The 12,734-nt window shown below is 60.7% G+C and carries 14 protein-coding genes; 9 read left to right on the plus strand and 5 right to left on the minus strand.

From position 1 onward, the window contains the following. Nucleotides 1–21: 21 nt before the first annotated feature. The 4 genes from A6U98_RS10495 to speB all read right to left on the minus strand — a co-directional run bounded on the left by A6U98_RS10495 (nucleotide 22) and on the right by speB (nucleotide 3,422). Nucleotides 22–669 (minus strand): amino acid ABC transporter permease, encoded by a 648-nt coding sequence (locus tag A6U98_RS10495; protein WP_064649718.1) that lies wholly within the window; start codon nucleotides 667–669, stop codon nucleotides 22–24. Further along, entirely contained in the window at nucleotides 666–1,334 is a 669-nt protein-coding gene (locus A6U98_RS10500) for an amino acid ABC transporter permease (RefSeq protein ID WP_064649719.1), read from the minus strand. The genes A6U98_RS10495 and A6U98_RS10500 overlap by 4 nt, the downstream gene beginning before the upstream one ends. A 144-nt stretch (nucleotides 1,335–1,478) precedes the next feature. Then, nucleotides 1,479–2,276 carry a transporter substrate-binding domain-containing protein gene (locus A6U98_RS10505; RefSeq protein WP_064649720.1) on the minus strand — a complete coding sequence of 266 codons (798 nt, stop codon included), beginning with the start codon at nucleotides 2,274–2,276 and terminating at the stop codon, nucleotides 1,479–1,481. An 84-nt stretch (nucleotides 2,277–2,360) separates the two neighbouring features. Beyond that, nucleotides 2,361–3,422: an agmatinase gene (gene speB, locus A6U98_RS10510; protein ID WP_197496370.1), complete on the minus strand. Its 1,062-nt coding sequence runs from the start codon at nucleotides 3,420–3,422 to the stop codon at nucleotides 2,361–2,363. A 261-nt stretch (nucleotides 3,423–3,683) separates the two neighbouring features. On the opposite strand from speB, the gene A6U98_RS10515 reads away from it, so the two are divergent. The 6 genes from A6U98_RS10515 (at nucleotide 3,684) to A6U98_RS10540 (ending at nucleotide 9,169) form a co-directional block, all read left to right on the plus strand. Then, entirely contained in the window at nucleotides 3,684–4,760 is a 1,077-nt protein-coding gene (locus A6U98_RS10515) for an extracellular solute-binding protein (RefSeq protein WP_064649722.1), read from the plus strand. Between the two features lie 92 nt (nucleotides 4,761–4,852). Further along, nucleotides 4,853–5,737: an ABC transporter permease gene (locus A6U98_RS10520; RefSeq protein WP_064649723.1), complete on the plus strand. Its 885-nt coding sequence runs from the start codon at nucleotides 4,853–4,855 to the stop codon at nucleotides 5,735–5,737. Beyond that, complete coding sequence (locus A6U98_RS10525) at nucleotides 5,734–6,573, plus strand: ABC transporter permease (RefSeq protein ID WP_064649724.1); 840 nt, start codon at nucleotides 5,734–5,736, stop codon at nucleotides 6,571–6,573. The genes A6U98_RS10520 and A6U98_RS10525 overlap by 4 nt, the downstream gene beginning before the upstream one ends. A gap of 10 nt (nucleotides 6,574–6,583) precedes the next feature. Further along, nucleotides 6,584–7,651, plus strand: coding sequence for an ABC transporter ATP-binding protein (locus tag A6U98_RS10530; protein ID WP_064649725.1), 1,068 nt, complete (start codon nucleotides 6,584–6,586; stop codon nucleotides 7,649–7,651). 120 nt (nucleotides 7,652–7,771) lie between these two features. Further along, a complete protein-coding gene (locus tag A6U98_RS10535) occupies nucleotides 7,772–8,641 on the plus strand; it encodes a LysR family transcriptional regulator (RefSeq protein WP_197496371.1) in 870 nt (289 codons plus the stop codon). A 174-nt stretch (nucleotides 8,642–8,815) separates the two neighbouring features. Further along, nucleotides 8,816–9,169, plus strand: coding sequence for a RidA family protein (locus A6U98_RS10540; protein ID WP_064649727.1), 354 nt, complete (start codon nucleotides 8,816–8,818; stop codon nucleotides 9,167–9,169). 106 nt (nucleotides 9,170–9,275) lie between these two features. Here the strand turns inward: A6U98_RS10540 and A6U98_RS10545 are convergent, their stop codons facing one another. Beyond that, nucleotides 9,276–9,767, minus strand: a complete 492-nt coding sequence (locus A6U98_RS10545; protein ID WP_064649728.1) for a hypothetical protein — start codon at nucleotides 9,765–9,767, stop codon at nucleotides 9,276–9,278. Nucleotides 9,768–10,082: 315 nt separating this feature from the next. On the opposite strand from A6U98_RS10545, the gene sdhC reads away from it, so the two are divergent. The 3 genes from sdhC to sdhA are packed head-to-tail and all read left to right on the plus strand — an operon-like array spanning nucleotide 10,083 to nucleotide 12,717. Then, a complete protein-coding gene (gene sdhC, locus A6U98_RS10550; RefSeq protein WP_064649729.1) occupies nucleotides 10,083–10,478 on the plus strand; it encodes a succinate dehydrogenase, cytochrome b556 subunit in 396 nt (131 codons plus the stop codon). Nucleotides 10,479–10,488: 10 nt separating this feature from the next. Then, the gene (sdhD, locus tag A6U98_RS10555; protein WP_064649730.1) at nucleotides 10,489–10,869 is read left to right on the plus strand and encodes a succinate dehydrogenase, hydrophobic membrane anchor protein; all 381 of its coding nucleotides are present in this window, start codon (nucleotides 10,489–10,491) and stop codon (nucleotides 10,867–10,869) included. A 6-nt stretch (nucleotides 10,870–10,875) separates the two neighbouring features. Further along, entirely contained in the window at nucleotides 10,876–12,717 is a 1,842-nt protein-coding gene (sdhA, locus tag A6U98_RS10560; protein WP_064649731.1) for a succinate dehydrogenase flavoprotein subunit, read from the plus strand. Nucleotides 12,718–12,734 lie beyond the last annotated feature (17 nt).

Consider the following 12,734-nt stretch of genomic DNA (forward strand, 5'->3'; position numbering starts at 1 on the left):
TGCCGAGCAACTCGGCACCGCTCAGCCAAACGCCGCTTTCTTCTCCAGAAATCTGGCGTATTGCGTCAGCGGATAGCACAGGGCGAAGAAGATCACCGCGACGAGACCGTAGACCTTGAAAGGTTCGAAGGTCGCGTTGTTGATGGCGTTGGCGGTTTTCAGCAGTTCGTCGAAGCCGAGGATCGAGGCCAGTGCGGTGCTCTTGATCAACTGGACCAAGAAGCCGACAGTCGGCGCGCGGGTGATCCGGAAAGCCTGCGGCAGGATGACAAGGCGAAGTTCGAGGAGACTATGCAAGCCCAGGCTGGCTGCAGCGTCCCATTGCCCGCGCGGCACCGCCTCGACGCCGCTCCGCCAGATTTCCGCAAGATAAGCGCTAGCATAGAACGTCAGGCCGCAGACGGCGGCGGTCCAGGACTCGATCCGGAAACCGAGCATCGGCAGGCCGAAGAACATCAGAAACAGCTGCATGAGGAGCGGCGTTCCCTGAAACAGGGCAATGTAGCCGGACGCGAAGCTGCGCGGCCAGCGCGTTTTCGATATGCGTGCAGACAGGATCGCCAGGCCAACGATCGCGCCGCCGGCAAAGGCTGCGAGCGAAAGCAGCAGGGTCCAGCGTGTCGCGAAGACAAGATTGCGCAGAATGTCCCAGAAGGTGAACTCAATCATGTCAGACCGGCTCCCAGAAAACGGCGCTTCCCGGCGAAAAGGAGCCGGCGAAGTGCGGCGGACATCGAAAGGTAGATCAACGTCGCCACCAGATAGGTCTCGAAGGAGCGGAAGGTACGCGACTGAAGCAGATCGGCCTCCTGCGCCAGTTCGCGGACCGATATTTGCGAAACAACCGCCGATTCCAGCATCATGATGATGATCTGGCTCGTCAGCGCCGGAAAGATGATGGCGATCGCTTGCGGCAGGATGATCTTGAAGAACACCAGCCGAGGCCTGAGGCCTAGTGCCTGCGCCGCCTCTTTCTGGCCTCTCGGTATGGCGTCGAGCCCGGCGCCGACCACCTCGATCGTGTAGGCCGCCATGTTGAGGGTCATGGCAAGGACGGCGGCAGTGATCGGATCGAGGCGAATGCCGAGGCTAGGCAAGCCAAAGAAGATGAAGAACAGCTGCACCAGGAATGGCGTGTTGCGCATGATTTCCACATACAGGCCGACGGCCTTGCGCAACCATGGATAAGGTCCCCGGCGCGCAGCCGCGCCGAGAATGCTGAGAACGATCCCGAGGACCGATGTGGAGACCGTCAGTGCAAGCGTCGTGCCTGCGCCATAAGCCAGAGCTCCCATTCCGTCCCAAAGCCAATTGAAATCGAGGCTGTATCTCATCGCTTGTCCTTTGGAGCCGAATGATCCGGGCCGGGTCGGCCCGAAATCCCAATCCGCCTCTCAACCAAAGAATGGAAGCATGATGCCACCGCAATCGCTTGCAGTTTTCGGCATCATGCTCTGGTGAGTGGGAGGCGGTGCTCGTCAGTCCTTCAGGTTTTCAGGGTTGAGCGGCGCTTTCAGCCAGCTCTTCGAGCTTGCGTCGAGCGAACCATCGGCGATCATTGCGGCGACGCTGTCATTGACAGTCTTCTTGAGACCTTCCTCACCCTTGCGGAGCGCGATGTGCGAGGGGGAGCTGAGAAGCTGAAACTTCTGCTCCGGCTTCAGCTCGTCCTGTCGTGCCAGAACCTGCGCACCGACATCGTTGCCGACGACCATCAACTGGGTCTGACCGGATATGAAGGCCTGGATGACCGAATTATAGTTCTCGAAACGCTGGATCGCAGCCGAGCCGGGGGCGACGGCTGTCAACGACGTGTCTTCGAGCGTCCCACGATTGACGGCAACGGTCTTGTCGGCCAGGTCTTCCTTGCCGGTCACCTTGAGCGCAGCCGGGCCGATGACGGCGATATAGTAGGGGGCGTACGGGGCGGCAAAATCGATAACCTCGGCGCGCTCCTTCGAATAGCCGACGCTCATCAGCAGGTCGACGCGGTCGTCGTTCAGGTAGGCGATCCTGTTCTGGCCGGTAACGCTGACGAGATTGAGTTTCACGCCGAGCCCGTCGGCGATCTTCTGGGCGACGTCGACGTCATAGCCCTTGATGCTCATATCGGCGCTTGCCGACGAGAAGGGCGGGAAATCGGAGAAGATGCCGATGTTGATCTCGCCTGCGGCCTTGATATCGGCAAGTTCGTCGGCCTGCGCGGCCCCTGCCAGGATGCCGAACACGGCAATTGCCGCGGTGGCGGTGTAGCGCAATTTCATAAGAGCAGTCATGTCGTTCCCCTTTTTGAGACGTGTTGTGCGACAGGTGAAGGATGGTAGCGGGCACGAGCCACGCTGCCGTTGTGGAGCTGGTTTTCAGGTCAGTTTTGTCCTGACCGCGGGACTGAACATTGCGAGGCACAGGAGTTCGAACAGGACCTGGGCGGCGATCTGCGCGGTGTTGGTGGTGTTGTCATATTGCGGCGCGATTTCCACGACGTCGCCGCCGACGAGGTTGATGCCCTTGAAGCCGCGCAGCAGGGTCAGGGCCTCCCTCGGCTGAAGCCCGCCGACTTCTGGCGTGCCGGTTCCCGGAGCGAAGGCCGGATCGAGGCTGTCCACATCGAAACTGAGATAGATCGGACCGGCGCCGACAACCTCCAGAGCCTTTGCGATAACGGCCTTGAGCCCCATCTCCGCCACCTCTTCAGCGTGAATGACGGTCATGCCGGAGGCAAAGGAGAACTCCCAGAGATATTCGCCGCCGCCGCGGATGCCGATCTGGATCGTGCGCTTCGGATCGAGCACACCCGCCAGAACCGCCTCGCGGAAGGGCGCGCCGTGATGGAACTTCGAGCCCTCATAGGGACCAGCGGTGTCGCAATGAGCGTCGATGTGGATCATGCCGACCGGCTGGCTGGCCGCCAGGCCCTTGAGGATGGCGCCGGAGATCGAATGGTCGCCGCCGACCGACAGCGGGATGACCCCGGTTGCCGCGATCATCCGGTAGCAGGCCTCGATGTCGGCGTGGCACTCGGCCAGGCCGAACCGGCTGCGCATCGGCACGTCGCCGACATCGGCGACCTTTAGTCCTCCCATCGGCGCGACACGCAGAACATGCTCGTAGGGACCGATACGCTCGATCGCCCGGACGGCCCGCGGCCCCAGCCGCGCGCCGGCGCGATTGGTGACGCCGAGGTCCATTGGCACGCCGATCAAAGCCACGTCGAGCGCCTCAAGCACCTCGGGGCGCAAGCCGTTCTCGATGAAATGAGCATCCAGAAAGGTCGCAGGGTCGGCGAAGGGCCATTTGCGGCTGTCGCCGTCCTTGAATACGCTCGCCGCCACGGCGCGGAAGTGCGGATCTTCCATCTCCCCGCCTGCAGCGCTGCCGAAGCGCTTTCTCAAGTCTTCCAGAAAATCCCGGTCAATGGTCAAGGCAGGCTCCCACGGTATTGATGCTGCCATCATCATCAGCGCCGCCCGCTTCTCTTGGAACCGCGAAAATTCGAGAGGGGATATAACGATTCTTGATAGACCAGGTCTGCCGAGGCTCCACGAAGCGGGTAGTGCGTTCATCCGGACGTTCAGAAAACTTTATAACCCGGCGAGAATTTTCCCACTACCGCGGCTGGTAACCTCCAAGCAGTTTCCGATGCGAACGGTCCAGCAGAGGGCCGACAACAAAGGGGACCTACCATGTTGCACGATATGACACGCCGCCGCTTCCTCGGATCCGCCGCCGCCGCGGGGATTGCCGGCACAATGACCGGGTTTGCAAGATCCGCCGCAGCCGGCAGCGGCAATCTCACCGCCGTCGAATGGGGCGGCGATGTCGTCGAAGCGATGAAGCAGATTGCCGCCGACCAGAATGCGGCGACATTCAACTGGGTTCTTCACCAGGGCGGCGCGGGTGCAATCCTGCCAAAGATCAAAGCCGTCTGGCCGAATGTCGACTACGACTACGTCGCCGGCTGGGAAGGCTCATTCAACAGCATGGTGAAGGAGGATTGGCTCGAAACCATCAATCCTGCCGATATTCCAAACCTTGCGAATATTCCCGAGAAAATCATCATTCGTGACGGCAAGGGCAATATCAAAGCGGTCCCACGCGCAGTTGGCGGCATGTATTTCGGCGCCCGAACCGACACGGCTCCTATCGCCGTGAAGACCATCGATGATCTGCTGAGCCCCGATCTGAAGGGCGCGATCTGCTGGCCGGGGCCGACGCAGAGCATGATGCTCCAGATTGTCGCGCTCGCCCTTCACGCCGGCGGCAGCGAAACGAATATGGAACCAGGGTGGAAGCTCATGACGGAATTGGCGAAATCCGGCAATATCGGCCGCGTCGCCATCACCGATATCGATTTCACCAATTCGCTGACGTCGGGCGAGACCTCCGTCGGATTCTTCGCTGAGCCCGGCTGGGCGGCCGTGGCGAAGAACTTCCCGGTTACGCGGTTCACCAAGGACAGCAATTTCAAGGCCTTCCTCTACCAGAGCGGTTTCGGCGTCCTGAAGAATAGACCAAACACCAAGGCAACGCTCGATTTCGTCAACTTCGCGATCAGCCCGGACATGAACTCGCTCTACGCCAAGGTCGCTGGCGAAGCGCCGTTGAACAGCAAGGCAGTCACGCCCGACAATCTCAAGCATCTGTCCTTCACGTCGGACGAGTTTTCGAGCTTCGTCTATGTGCCGGACTACAATGTCGTCCTCGAACAGCAGGATGCCTGGTCCAAGCGCTGGGAGCAGGACATCGCCCCGTTGCTCTAAAGCGTGTCGCGGCAGGTTGTCGAAGGCGCGGCGCGGCTTCGACAACCTCCCTTTCTCATGGCCCGCAAGGGCGAGGAAAAGGCTGTTCCACCATGACCAAGGTAAGGCGGCAACCCGTTGCCATTTCTATTCCGGATCGCCGCGATGCGGCCCTGACGCTCGGGCCAGCCCTGCTGGTGTTCGCATTTGGTTTTCTGTCGCCGCTCATCAATCTGGCAATCGAAAGCTTGAAGGAGTTTACGCCGGGGCGCGTCGGCTCCGTGGAAAATGCCGCGGCAACGGTTCAAAACTACTACGAGCTTGTAAACCAGGCGTTTGCAAGCGTCCTGCTGACGACCTTCTGGATTGGCGGAGTTGCCGCGATCATCGGCCAGCTTGTGGCATTCCCGCTGGCCTATTTCATCGTGCGGCGCATATCGCCGCGGATGCGTACGCCCACCCTCGGCTTTTTGATTACGCTTGTTCTTTCCAGCGTCCTGATCAAGACGTACGCGATCGAACTGACCTTCGGGTCGGTCGGCATCTTCCGACCCTTCCTCTTGACTCTGGGCCTTTCTCCCAACAGCCGCGAATATATTAATATCGTCGTTATTGCGGGTCTGGTTCACTCGATCATACCGGTCGCAACGCTAACGCTGATTGGCGCGATGCAATCGATCGATCCGCGTCTGCTCGATGCGGCCCAGTCGCTCGGCGCGCCGGGATGGAAAGCCCATCTGTCGATCACGCTTCCCCTGAGCTTCCCGGCTCTGATCTCAAGCACGCTTGTCTCGCTGACTTTCGCGATCAGCGCCTTCGTCATTCCCATGGTGCTCGGGAGGGGCCGGGTGCTTTTCATGTCGAATGTCATCTACACCCGGTTCAGCGATATCGCCAACTATCCGAGCGGTGCGGCGATCTCGCTCGTCATGCTTGCCGCGGCCTTGGCGGTCGTCGCTGTCATAACGTTTGCGCAGGCGCGGAGGGTTTCCCGATGAGCATGAAGTCTCTTGCGGCGAGAACCGGAGACCGGATCGCCGGTTCCCTTGCCTACGGTGTCATCGGCCTTGGATTGGCGTTCCTCGCCATCCCGTTGGTGATAACATGCGTCATGGCTTTCGACGCCAGGACCTACCTCGGCCCGATGCCGCCACCTGCCCTCTCGCTTCACTGGTTCGAACGGCTCGTTTCCCAGGCGGATATCCTTGCCAGCCTGCGCACCAGCCTCATCTTGGCGGTACTCACGACGGTTCTGTCCGTTACGATTGGAACTGCGGCGGCTGTCGGTCTTGCCCGGGGCAATTTTCCAGGAAAGGCAGCGCTGACTTCGGCCTTTCTCTCGCCACTGATCGTCCCGCCGGTCGTCATTGGATTCGGCCTGCTGCTTTTCCTTTCCAAGGCCGGTATCACAAATGGTATGGCGCGCCTGCTCCTCGGCCACGTGATCGTGACGTTGCCCTATTGCATAAGGACCAGTCTCGCCAGCCTTCTCGGCAGCGACCAACGATTGACGGAAGCCGCAATGGTTCTCGGCGCCACCGAGCGCCAGGCCTTCTGGACCATTACCCTGCCGCTCATGCGGACGGGCGTCGTCACCGGCGCGATCTTCGCCTTCGCCATTTCGATGGATGACGTTTCGATCAGTCTCTTTCTGAGCGATCCGTCCGCAACGACCTTGCCTGTTACGCTGGTCAGCAACATGCGCGCGGCTTTCGATCTGACGATCGCCGCGGCGGCCGTGGTGCTGATTGCCGTCACCGCGTTGCTGATCGTCGTGCTGGACCGTGTCGTCGGCTTCGACACCGTCGTCGGCCAAGGTTTGTTTCGTTCATGAGGACAATACGATGATTTCTGCCGTGGAATTTCAAGGGGTCAGCAAGCGCTTCGGCGAAACTGTCGCCCTCGGTGATATCTCCTTCTCGGTGAACCCAGGTGAAACAATCGCACTGCTTGGACCGAGCGGCTGCGGCAAGACCACCATTCTTCGGCTCATTGCCGGATTCGAGCGGCCTGACCAAGGCTCGATCCTCATCGACGGCGAGCCGATGGCCGGATTGAAACCCTATGAGCGCAATGTCGGGCTGCTATTCCAGCACTACGCTCTTTTCCCGCATATGACCGTCGAACAGAACATCGGCTACGGACTTCGCCATCGCAACCATCCGCCGGGGCAAATACCGCGTCGCATTGCCGAGATGCTCGAGCTCGTCCGGCTCGTCGGTTTCGGACAGCGGCGGCCGCATCAGTTGAGCGGCGGCCAGCAGCAGCGTGTTGCGCTTGCGCGGGCGCTCGCCACCCATCCGAGCCTCCTTCTTCTGGATGAGCCCCTGTCGGCCCTCGACGCCAAACTTCGGCATGAGCTGCGCACCGAATTGAAGGATGTGCTCGCCGCGGTCGGCTCGACCGCCATCGTGGTGACCCACGACCAGGAGGAGGCGATGAGCCTGGGAGAGCGCATATTCGTGATGAACCGCGGGGCAATCATGCAATCCGGCAAGCCGGATGATGTGTATTGGCGTCCAGGCTCGCGTTTCGTCGCCGACTTCATGGGTCGGACGAATTGGATTCATGGCTCGATTTCGGCCGCGGGCGGAACGGCCCGGAAATTTCGCTCCGAATCCGGCTGGGAGTTTCCGGTCGCGTCCACGGCAAGCCTTTCAGGTGCCGCCGAGATTTGCGTGAGGCCGGAAAGCGTCGAGATATCGTCCGGTGCTCCGGCTGCCGGAGCCATGACCGGACGTGTTGCCGACGTCGTGACACTCGGTTCCTTCAGGCATGTCTTTCTGGACCTCGCCAGTGGCGACCGGATCATCTCGGCTTGCCCGAACCGCCCAGACATAGCCTTCGCTCGCGGGCAGGAGATCAGCGTTTCCATTCCCCCCGAGGCATGCGTTCTCTTCGCGCGGCATTGATGGGGCGCAGCCTGCACTGCGCCCGGGCTAAGGGTCACCAGTTGCCGGAAGCACATGGTTCGTCCAATATCCACTTACGGGCAGAGAGGCCCTCGGCTCTCGAGCGTCCCAAAGTATGGAATGCGGCTACTGATGCTTGATCTTGATTCCTATCTGCTTCGTGCATTTCTGACCGTCGCTGAGATCGGCACTGTCAACGGAGCAGCCGTCAAGCTGAATAGAACACAGGCGGCCGTGAGCATGCAGATCCGCAAGCTGGAGGAGCTTGTCGGCGTTACGCTGTTTTCGCGTTCGTCAAAGGGCCTCGAGCTGACGAGCCATGGGCAGATCATGCTGGCTTATGCCCGCGAAATGGTCGCCCTCAGCGACGAGGTCGGGAAAAGGCTGACAGGCAAGATGATCGAGGACCGCATTCGCCTCGGCGTCGTTGAGGACTTCGCAGCCGGCCACCTGATCGACATTCTTAGTGCCTTCCGAGCCCAGAACCCGAAGGTCGAGATCGACATCATCGTCGAGCCGAATCGCCGCCTCGCCAAACTGTTCGAAGACAGGAAGCTGGATCTCGTGGTTTGCGACATCACCTGCCTCTCGCGAAAACCGACCCTGATCTGGACCGAATATTTGATGTGGACGGTCAGATCCGACTTCGTGGTGGATGCCGAAAAACCGCTTCCCATCATTATGTTCGAGGAGGAGTGTCCCTGGACGCTCCCGACGATTGCGGCGCTGTCCCAGCGGAACGTCAAATGGAAGACGGCGTGTGTCGCATCGACGCTGGTTGCCATGGCGACCGCGGTTCGCGTCGGTATCGGTATCGCGCCAATGATGCTCAACACGAAACCGGAGGGCTGCCGGACGCTTGACAAATCGGCGGACCTGCCCGGTCCAGTGCGCATCGAAATCGGTCTGTATGCTCAACCCGAGACGGCCGAAGGGGCGCGCTATCTTGTGGACTTCATTTCGCGGCATACGGCCATATTGTCCAGCTAGAGCCTTTCCTGGTCAGAATGCTGCAATCTGACCAGGAAAGGCTCTATGAGCGTTCAGCTTCCATTATATCGGGTCAATTTAATTCCCCCTACCGGAATGGCGAGCGAAGCCCCACAGTGATCCATGAAGGGTCGACGGCCCAATCTCAAGCATTCATGGAAGTCTGCGAATACGATGATGGGGCAAGCCAAAGTTGACGAAACTCTCCTCGCGGCTGCCGTCTATCTGCCCGGCCAGGTCGCAAACCTCACGAGGGGAGCGAGCGTGACGGCGCAAACCAACGAAATACTGGAGCGCATCAATGACATGCTGCTGCGCGAAGGTACCGACAAGTCAGAGATCATTCTCGCCAACATCTGGCTCAGGGACCTTGCCGCATTCGAGGAAATGAACAAAGCCTGGGATGCTTGGATGCCGGATAGTGGAACGCCACGGCGGGCGACGTTTGAGGACAAGAATCTCCCGCCGATGTGCGCCATCCGTATCGACGTAGCCGCGTCGCGAAAGAGTGGCGCCGGGCACATTTGAGCCGCTTGCGTTCTCTAAAGCGCGTCGCGATCTTTCAGATTCTCTCCTCGCGCTTTAGGTCTTTGTCGTTGTCGCAAAACCGCGGCACACTTTTGCGCGACAGGCTCTAAGGCCGGATGACGCAGACATTGGCCTCATAGGCGCAGGGATCGTCCTGCACGGCGACGTCGATGACCTTTGCTTTCGGTGCGAGCAGCTCCGGCCGTGCTGTGGGATAGCCATAGCCATCGCCGCCGACATAGGTTCCGCCATCGGCCTGATAGACATACGAAGAGCCGGCATAAGTGTCGCCGCCGCGACCACCCTGCGCCTGGGGAACAACGACGATGAGATTGTTGCGGGCGACACGATTGGTCGCCGGCGATGAGAACTGTCTCAGGAACGGCATCCGTTCCTTGCGGTTCCGATATCGATAGGCGTTGTCGAAACGGATGCCGCGATCGCGCCAGCCGATACGTTCGCCGAGGAGCAATCCACCGTGGAAAGCGTGACGATGGCCGGCAAAGCGATGATCGTTGCGGCGGTGGCCGGCTTCGGCGGGAAGTGCAGCAAGCGCGGACAGGGCAATCAGGGCGACTGCGGACAGACTGCGAAACATGGGTGGCCGGCCTCCGGAATTCCGATCCCTAACAAATCGTTAACGCCAGATTGCGCCAAAAGCCGGAGCTTGTCCATTCAGGTCGGACAACCGGCACAAAATTTGAGCGGAAAGGACCAGTTTCTTTAGCCTGCAAACTTCCCGGTAACGCGAATCGATTAAATTAAAAGCAGACAGCGATTGTGCTTGTCGTCGGCGGTTCCGGTGATTAAACGTCGCAATTGATGCAACGCACACAGAGAATTTTGTCATTCGTGTGGTTGACTGAGCATGCTCCGAAATCCGGGAGCGCAGAGAAGCCGCCGCGAGGTTCTGATGGCGAACGTGACAAATAACCGGCCCCTATCGCCGCATCTGCAAATCTACAAACCTATTCCCACCATGGTCATGTCCATCGTCCACCGCATTACCGGTGGCGCGCTCTACGTCGGCACGCTGCTCGTCGCCTGGTGGCTGATCGCGGCGGCAAGCGGCCAGGGCTCCTATGACTGGGTCAACTGGGTGCTCGGCAGCCTGCTCGGAAAGCTCGTGCTTCTCGGCTATACTTGGGCGCTGCTGCACCACATGCTCGGCGGCTTCCGCCACTTCATGTGGGATCTCGGCTATGGCTTCGGGAAAGAATTCTCGACCAAGCTCGCCATCGCCAACATCATCGGGTCGCTCTGTCTGACCGTGCTGGTCTGGGTGATCGGCTTCCTCATTCGCTTCTGAAGGTCCTCTCATGGATATGCGCACCCCCCTCGGCAAGGTTCGCGGGCTCGGCTCCGCCAAGGAAGGAACGGATCATTTCTGGCGCCAGCGGCTGACGGCCGTCGCCAATGTTCCGCTGATCCTCTTCTTCGTCTTCTTCATGCTCGCCTATGCCGGCTCGCCCTATGCGGAGGTGGTTCGCGCCTTGTCGAACCCCTTTGTCGCGGTTGTCATGGGGCTGATGGTGATCTCCGGCGTCATTCATATGAAGCTCGGCATGCAGGTCATCATCGAGGATTATGTGCACGGCGAGTTCGGCAAGATCGTTCTCCTGATGCTGAACACGTTCTTTGCGATCCTGATTGCCGGCCTCTGTCTCTTCGCCATTCTGAAAATCGCATTCGTAGGATAAGCTGACATGGCACCGACTTCACCCGCCCAGAATGGCAAGGCCTACAAGTATGTCGATCACTCCTACGACGTGATAGTCGTCGGCGCCGGCGGCGCCGGGCTGCGCGCCACGCTCGGCATGGCCGAGCAGGGTTTCCGCACGGCCTGCATCACCAAGGTATTCCCGACCCGCTCGCATACGGTCGCGGCCCAGGGCGGCATCGCCGCTTCGCTGCGCAACATGACGCCGGATAGCTGGCAGTGGCACCTCTACGACACCGTCAAGGGTTCCGACTGGCTCGGCGACGTCGATGCCATGCAGTATCTCACCATGGAAGCGCCGAAGGCGGTCTATGAGCTCGAGCATTACGGCGTGCCGTTCTCGCGCAACGAGGAAGGCAAGATCTATCAGCGCCCGTTCGGCGGCCACATGCAGAATTATGGCGAAGGCCCGCCGGTACAGCGCACCTGCGCCGTTGCCGACCGTACCGGCCACGCCATCCTGCATACGCTCTACGGCCAGTCGCTGCGCAACAATGCCGAGTTCTTCATCGAGTATTTTGCGCTCGACTTGATCATGTCGGAAGACGGCAGCCGCTGCACCGGCGTCGTCGCCTGGTGCCTCGATGACGGCACGATCCATCGCTTCGCCGCCAAGATGGTGGTGCTGGCAACCGGCGGCTACGGCCGCGCCTATTTCTCGGCAACATCAGCCCATACCTGCACCGGCGACGGCGGCGGCATGGTGGCGCGTGCCGGCCTGCCGCTGCAGGACATGGAATTCGTCCAGTTCCACCCGACCGGCATCTACGGTTCAGGCTGTCTGATCACTGAAGGCGCCCGCGGCGAGGGCGGCTACCTCGTCAACTCCGAGGGCGAGCGCTTCATGGAGCGCTACGCCCCTTCGGCCAAGGACCTTGCCTCGCGCGACGTCGTTTCGCGCTGCATGACACTGGAAATCCGTGAAGGCCGCGGCGTCGGCAAGGCGAAGGACCACATCTTCCTGCATCTCGACCACCTCGATCCGGCCGTTCTGCATGAACGCCTGCCGGGGATTTCCGAGAGCGCCAAGATCTTCGCCGGCGTCGACGTCACGCGCGAGCCGATCCCGGTTCTACCAACCGTTCACTACAATATGGGCGGCATTCCGACGAATTATTGGGGCGAAGTGCTGAACGCCGACAGTGCCAATCCGGAACGGATCATCCCCGGCCTGATGGCTGTCGGCGAAGCCGGCTGTGCCTCGGTGCACGGCGCCAACCGTCTCGGCTCCAACTCGCTGATCGACCTCGTGGTCTTCGGCCGCGCCGCGGCGATCCGTGCCGGCGAGGTCATCGACCGCGCAGCGCCGATCCCGCATCTCAACGTCGCAGCCTGCGACAAGATCATGGACCGCTTCGACGGTCTGCGTCATGCCAGCGGCGGCACGCCGACGGCGGAACTGCGCGAGAAGATGCAGCGCGCCATGCAGGAAGACGCTGCTGTCTTCCGCACGCAGGAATCGCTGGAATCCGGTTGCCAGCGCATCTCGGCAATCTGGGGCGAGATGAAGGACATCAAGGTCACCGACCGCTCGATGATCTGGAACTCGGACCTCGTGGAAACGCTTGAGCTGCAGAACCTGATGGCCAACGCCATCACGACGATCTATGGCGCCGAGGCCCGCAAGGAGAGCCGCGGTTCGCATGCCCGCGAAGACTATACCGAGGGTGCATTCGCCGGCCGCGACGACGTCAACTGGCGCAAGCACACGCTCGCCTGGGTCAACGAGGCCGGCGACGTCAAACTCGACTACCGGCCGGTTCACACCGAGCTCATTGCCGAAGGCATCGATCCGCACAAGATCGAGCCGAAGGCTCGCGTGTACTGATCTCAAGAGGAACCGGA

This window comes from Rhizobium sp. WYCCWR10014 (assembly GCF_001657485.1).
In the GTDB taxonomy this organism is placed as follows: Bacteria; Pseudomonadota; Alphaproteobacteria; order Rhizobiales; family Rhizobiaceae; genus Rhizobium.

Excerpts from the sequence above, each read along its gene's own strand:
- A6U98_RS10505 (WP_064649720.1), bottom strand. The coding sequence starts at position 2,276 with ATGACTGCTCTTATGAAATTGCGCTACACCGCCACCGCGGCAATTGCC.
- sdhD (WP_064649730.1), top strand. The coding sequence starts at position 10,489 with ATGGATATGCGCACCCCCCTCGGCAAGGTTCGCGGGCTCGGCTCCGCC.
- A6U98_RS10530 (WP_064649725.1), top strand. The coding sequence starts at position 6,584 with ATGATTTCTGCCGTGGAATTTCAAGGGGTCAGCAAGCGCTTCGGCGAA.
- A6U98_RS10500 (WP_064649719.1), bottom strand. The coding sequence starts at position 1,334 with ATGAGATACAGCCTCGATTTCAATTGGCTTTGGGACGGAATGGGAGCT.
- A6U98_RS10520 (WP_064649723.1), top strand. The coding sequence starts at position 4,853 with ATGACCAAGGTAAGGCGGCAACCCGTTGCCATTTCTATTCCGGATCGC.
- A6U98_RS10540 (WP_064649727.1), top strand. The coding sequence starts at position 8,816 with ATGATGGGGCAAGCCAAAGTTGACGAAACTCTCCTCGCGGCTGCCGTC.
- sdhA (WP_064649731.1), top strand. The coding sequence starts at position 10,876 with ATGGCACCGACTTCACCCGCCCAGAATGGCAAGGCCTACAAGTATGTC.
- A6U98_RS10515 (WP_064649722.1), top strand. The coding sequence starts at position 3,684 with ATGTTGCACGATATGACACGCCGCCGCTTCCTCGGATCCGCCGCCGCC.
- sdhC (WP_064649729.1), top strand. The coding sequence starts at position 10,083 with ATGGCGAACGTGACAAATAACCGGCCCCTATCGCCGCATCTGCAAATC.
- A6U98_RS10545 (WP_064649728.1), bottom strand. The coding sequence starts at position 9,767 with ATGTTTCGCAGTCTGTCCGCAGTCGCCCTGATTGCCCTGTCCGCGCTT.
- A6U98_RS10535 (WP_197496371.1), top strand. The coding sequence starts at position 7,772 with ATGCGGCTACTGATGCTTGATCTTGATTCCTATCTGCTTCGTGCATTT.
- A6U98_RS10495 (WP_064649718.1), bottom strand. The coding sequence starts at position 669 with ATGATTGAGTTCACCTTCTGGGACATTCTGCGCAATCTTGTCTTCGCG.
- A6U98_RS10525 (WP_064649724.1), top strand. The coding sequence starts at position 5,734 with ATGAGCATGAAGTCTCTTGCGGCGAGAACCGGAGACCGGATCGCCGGT.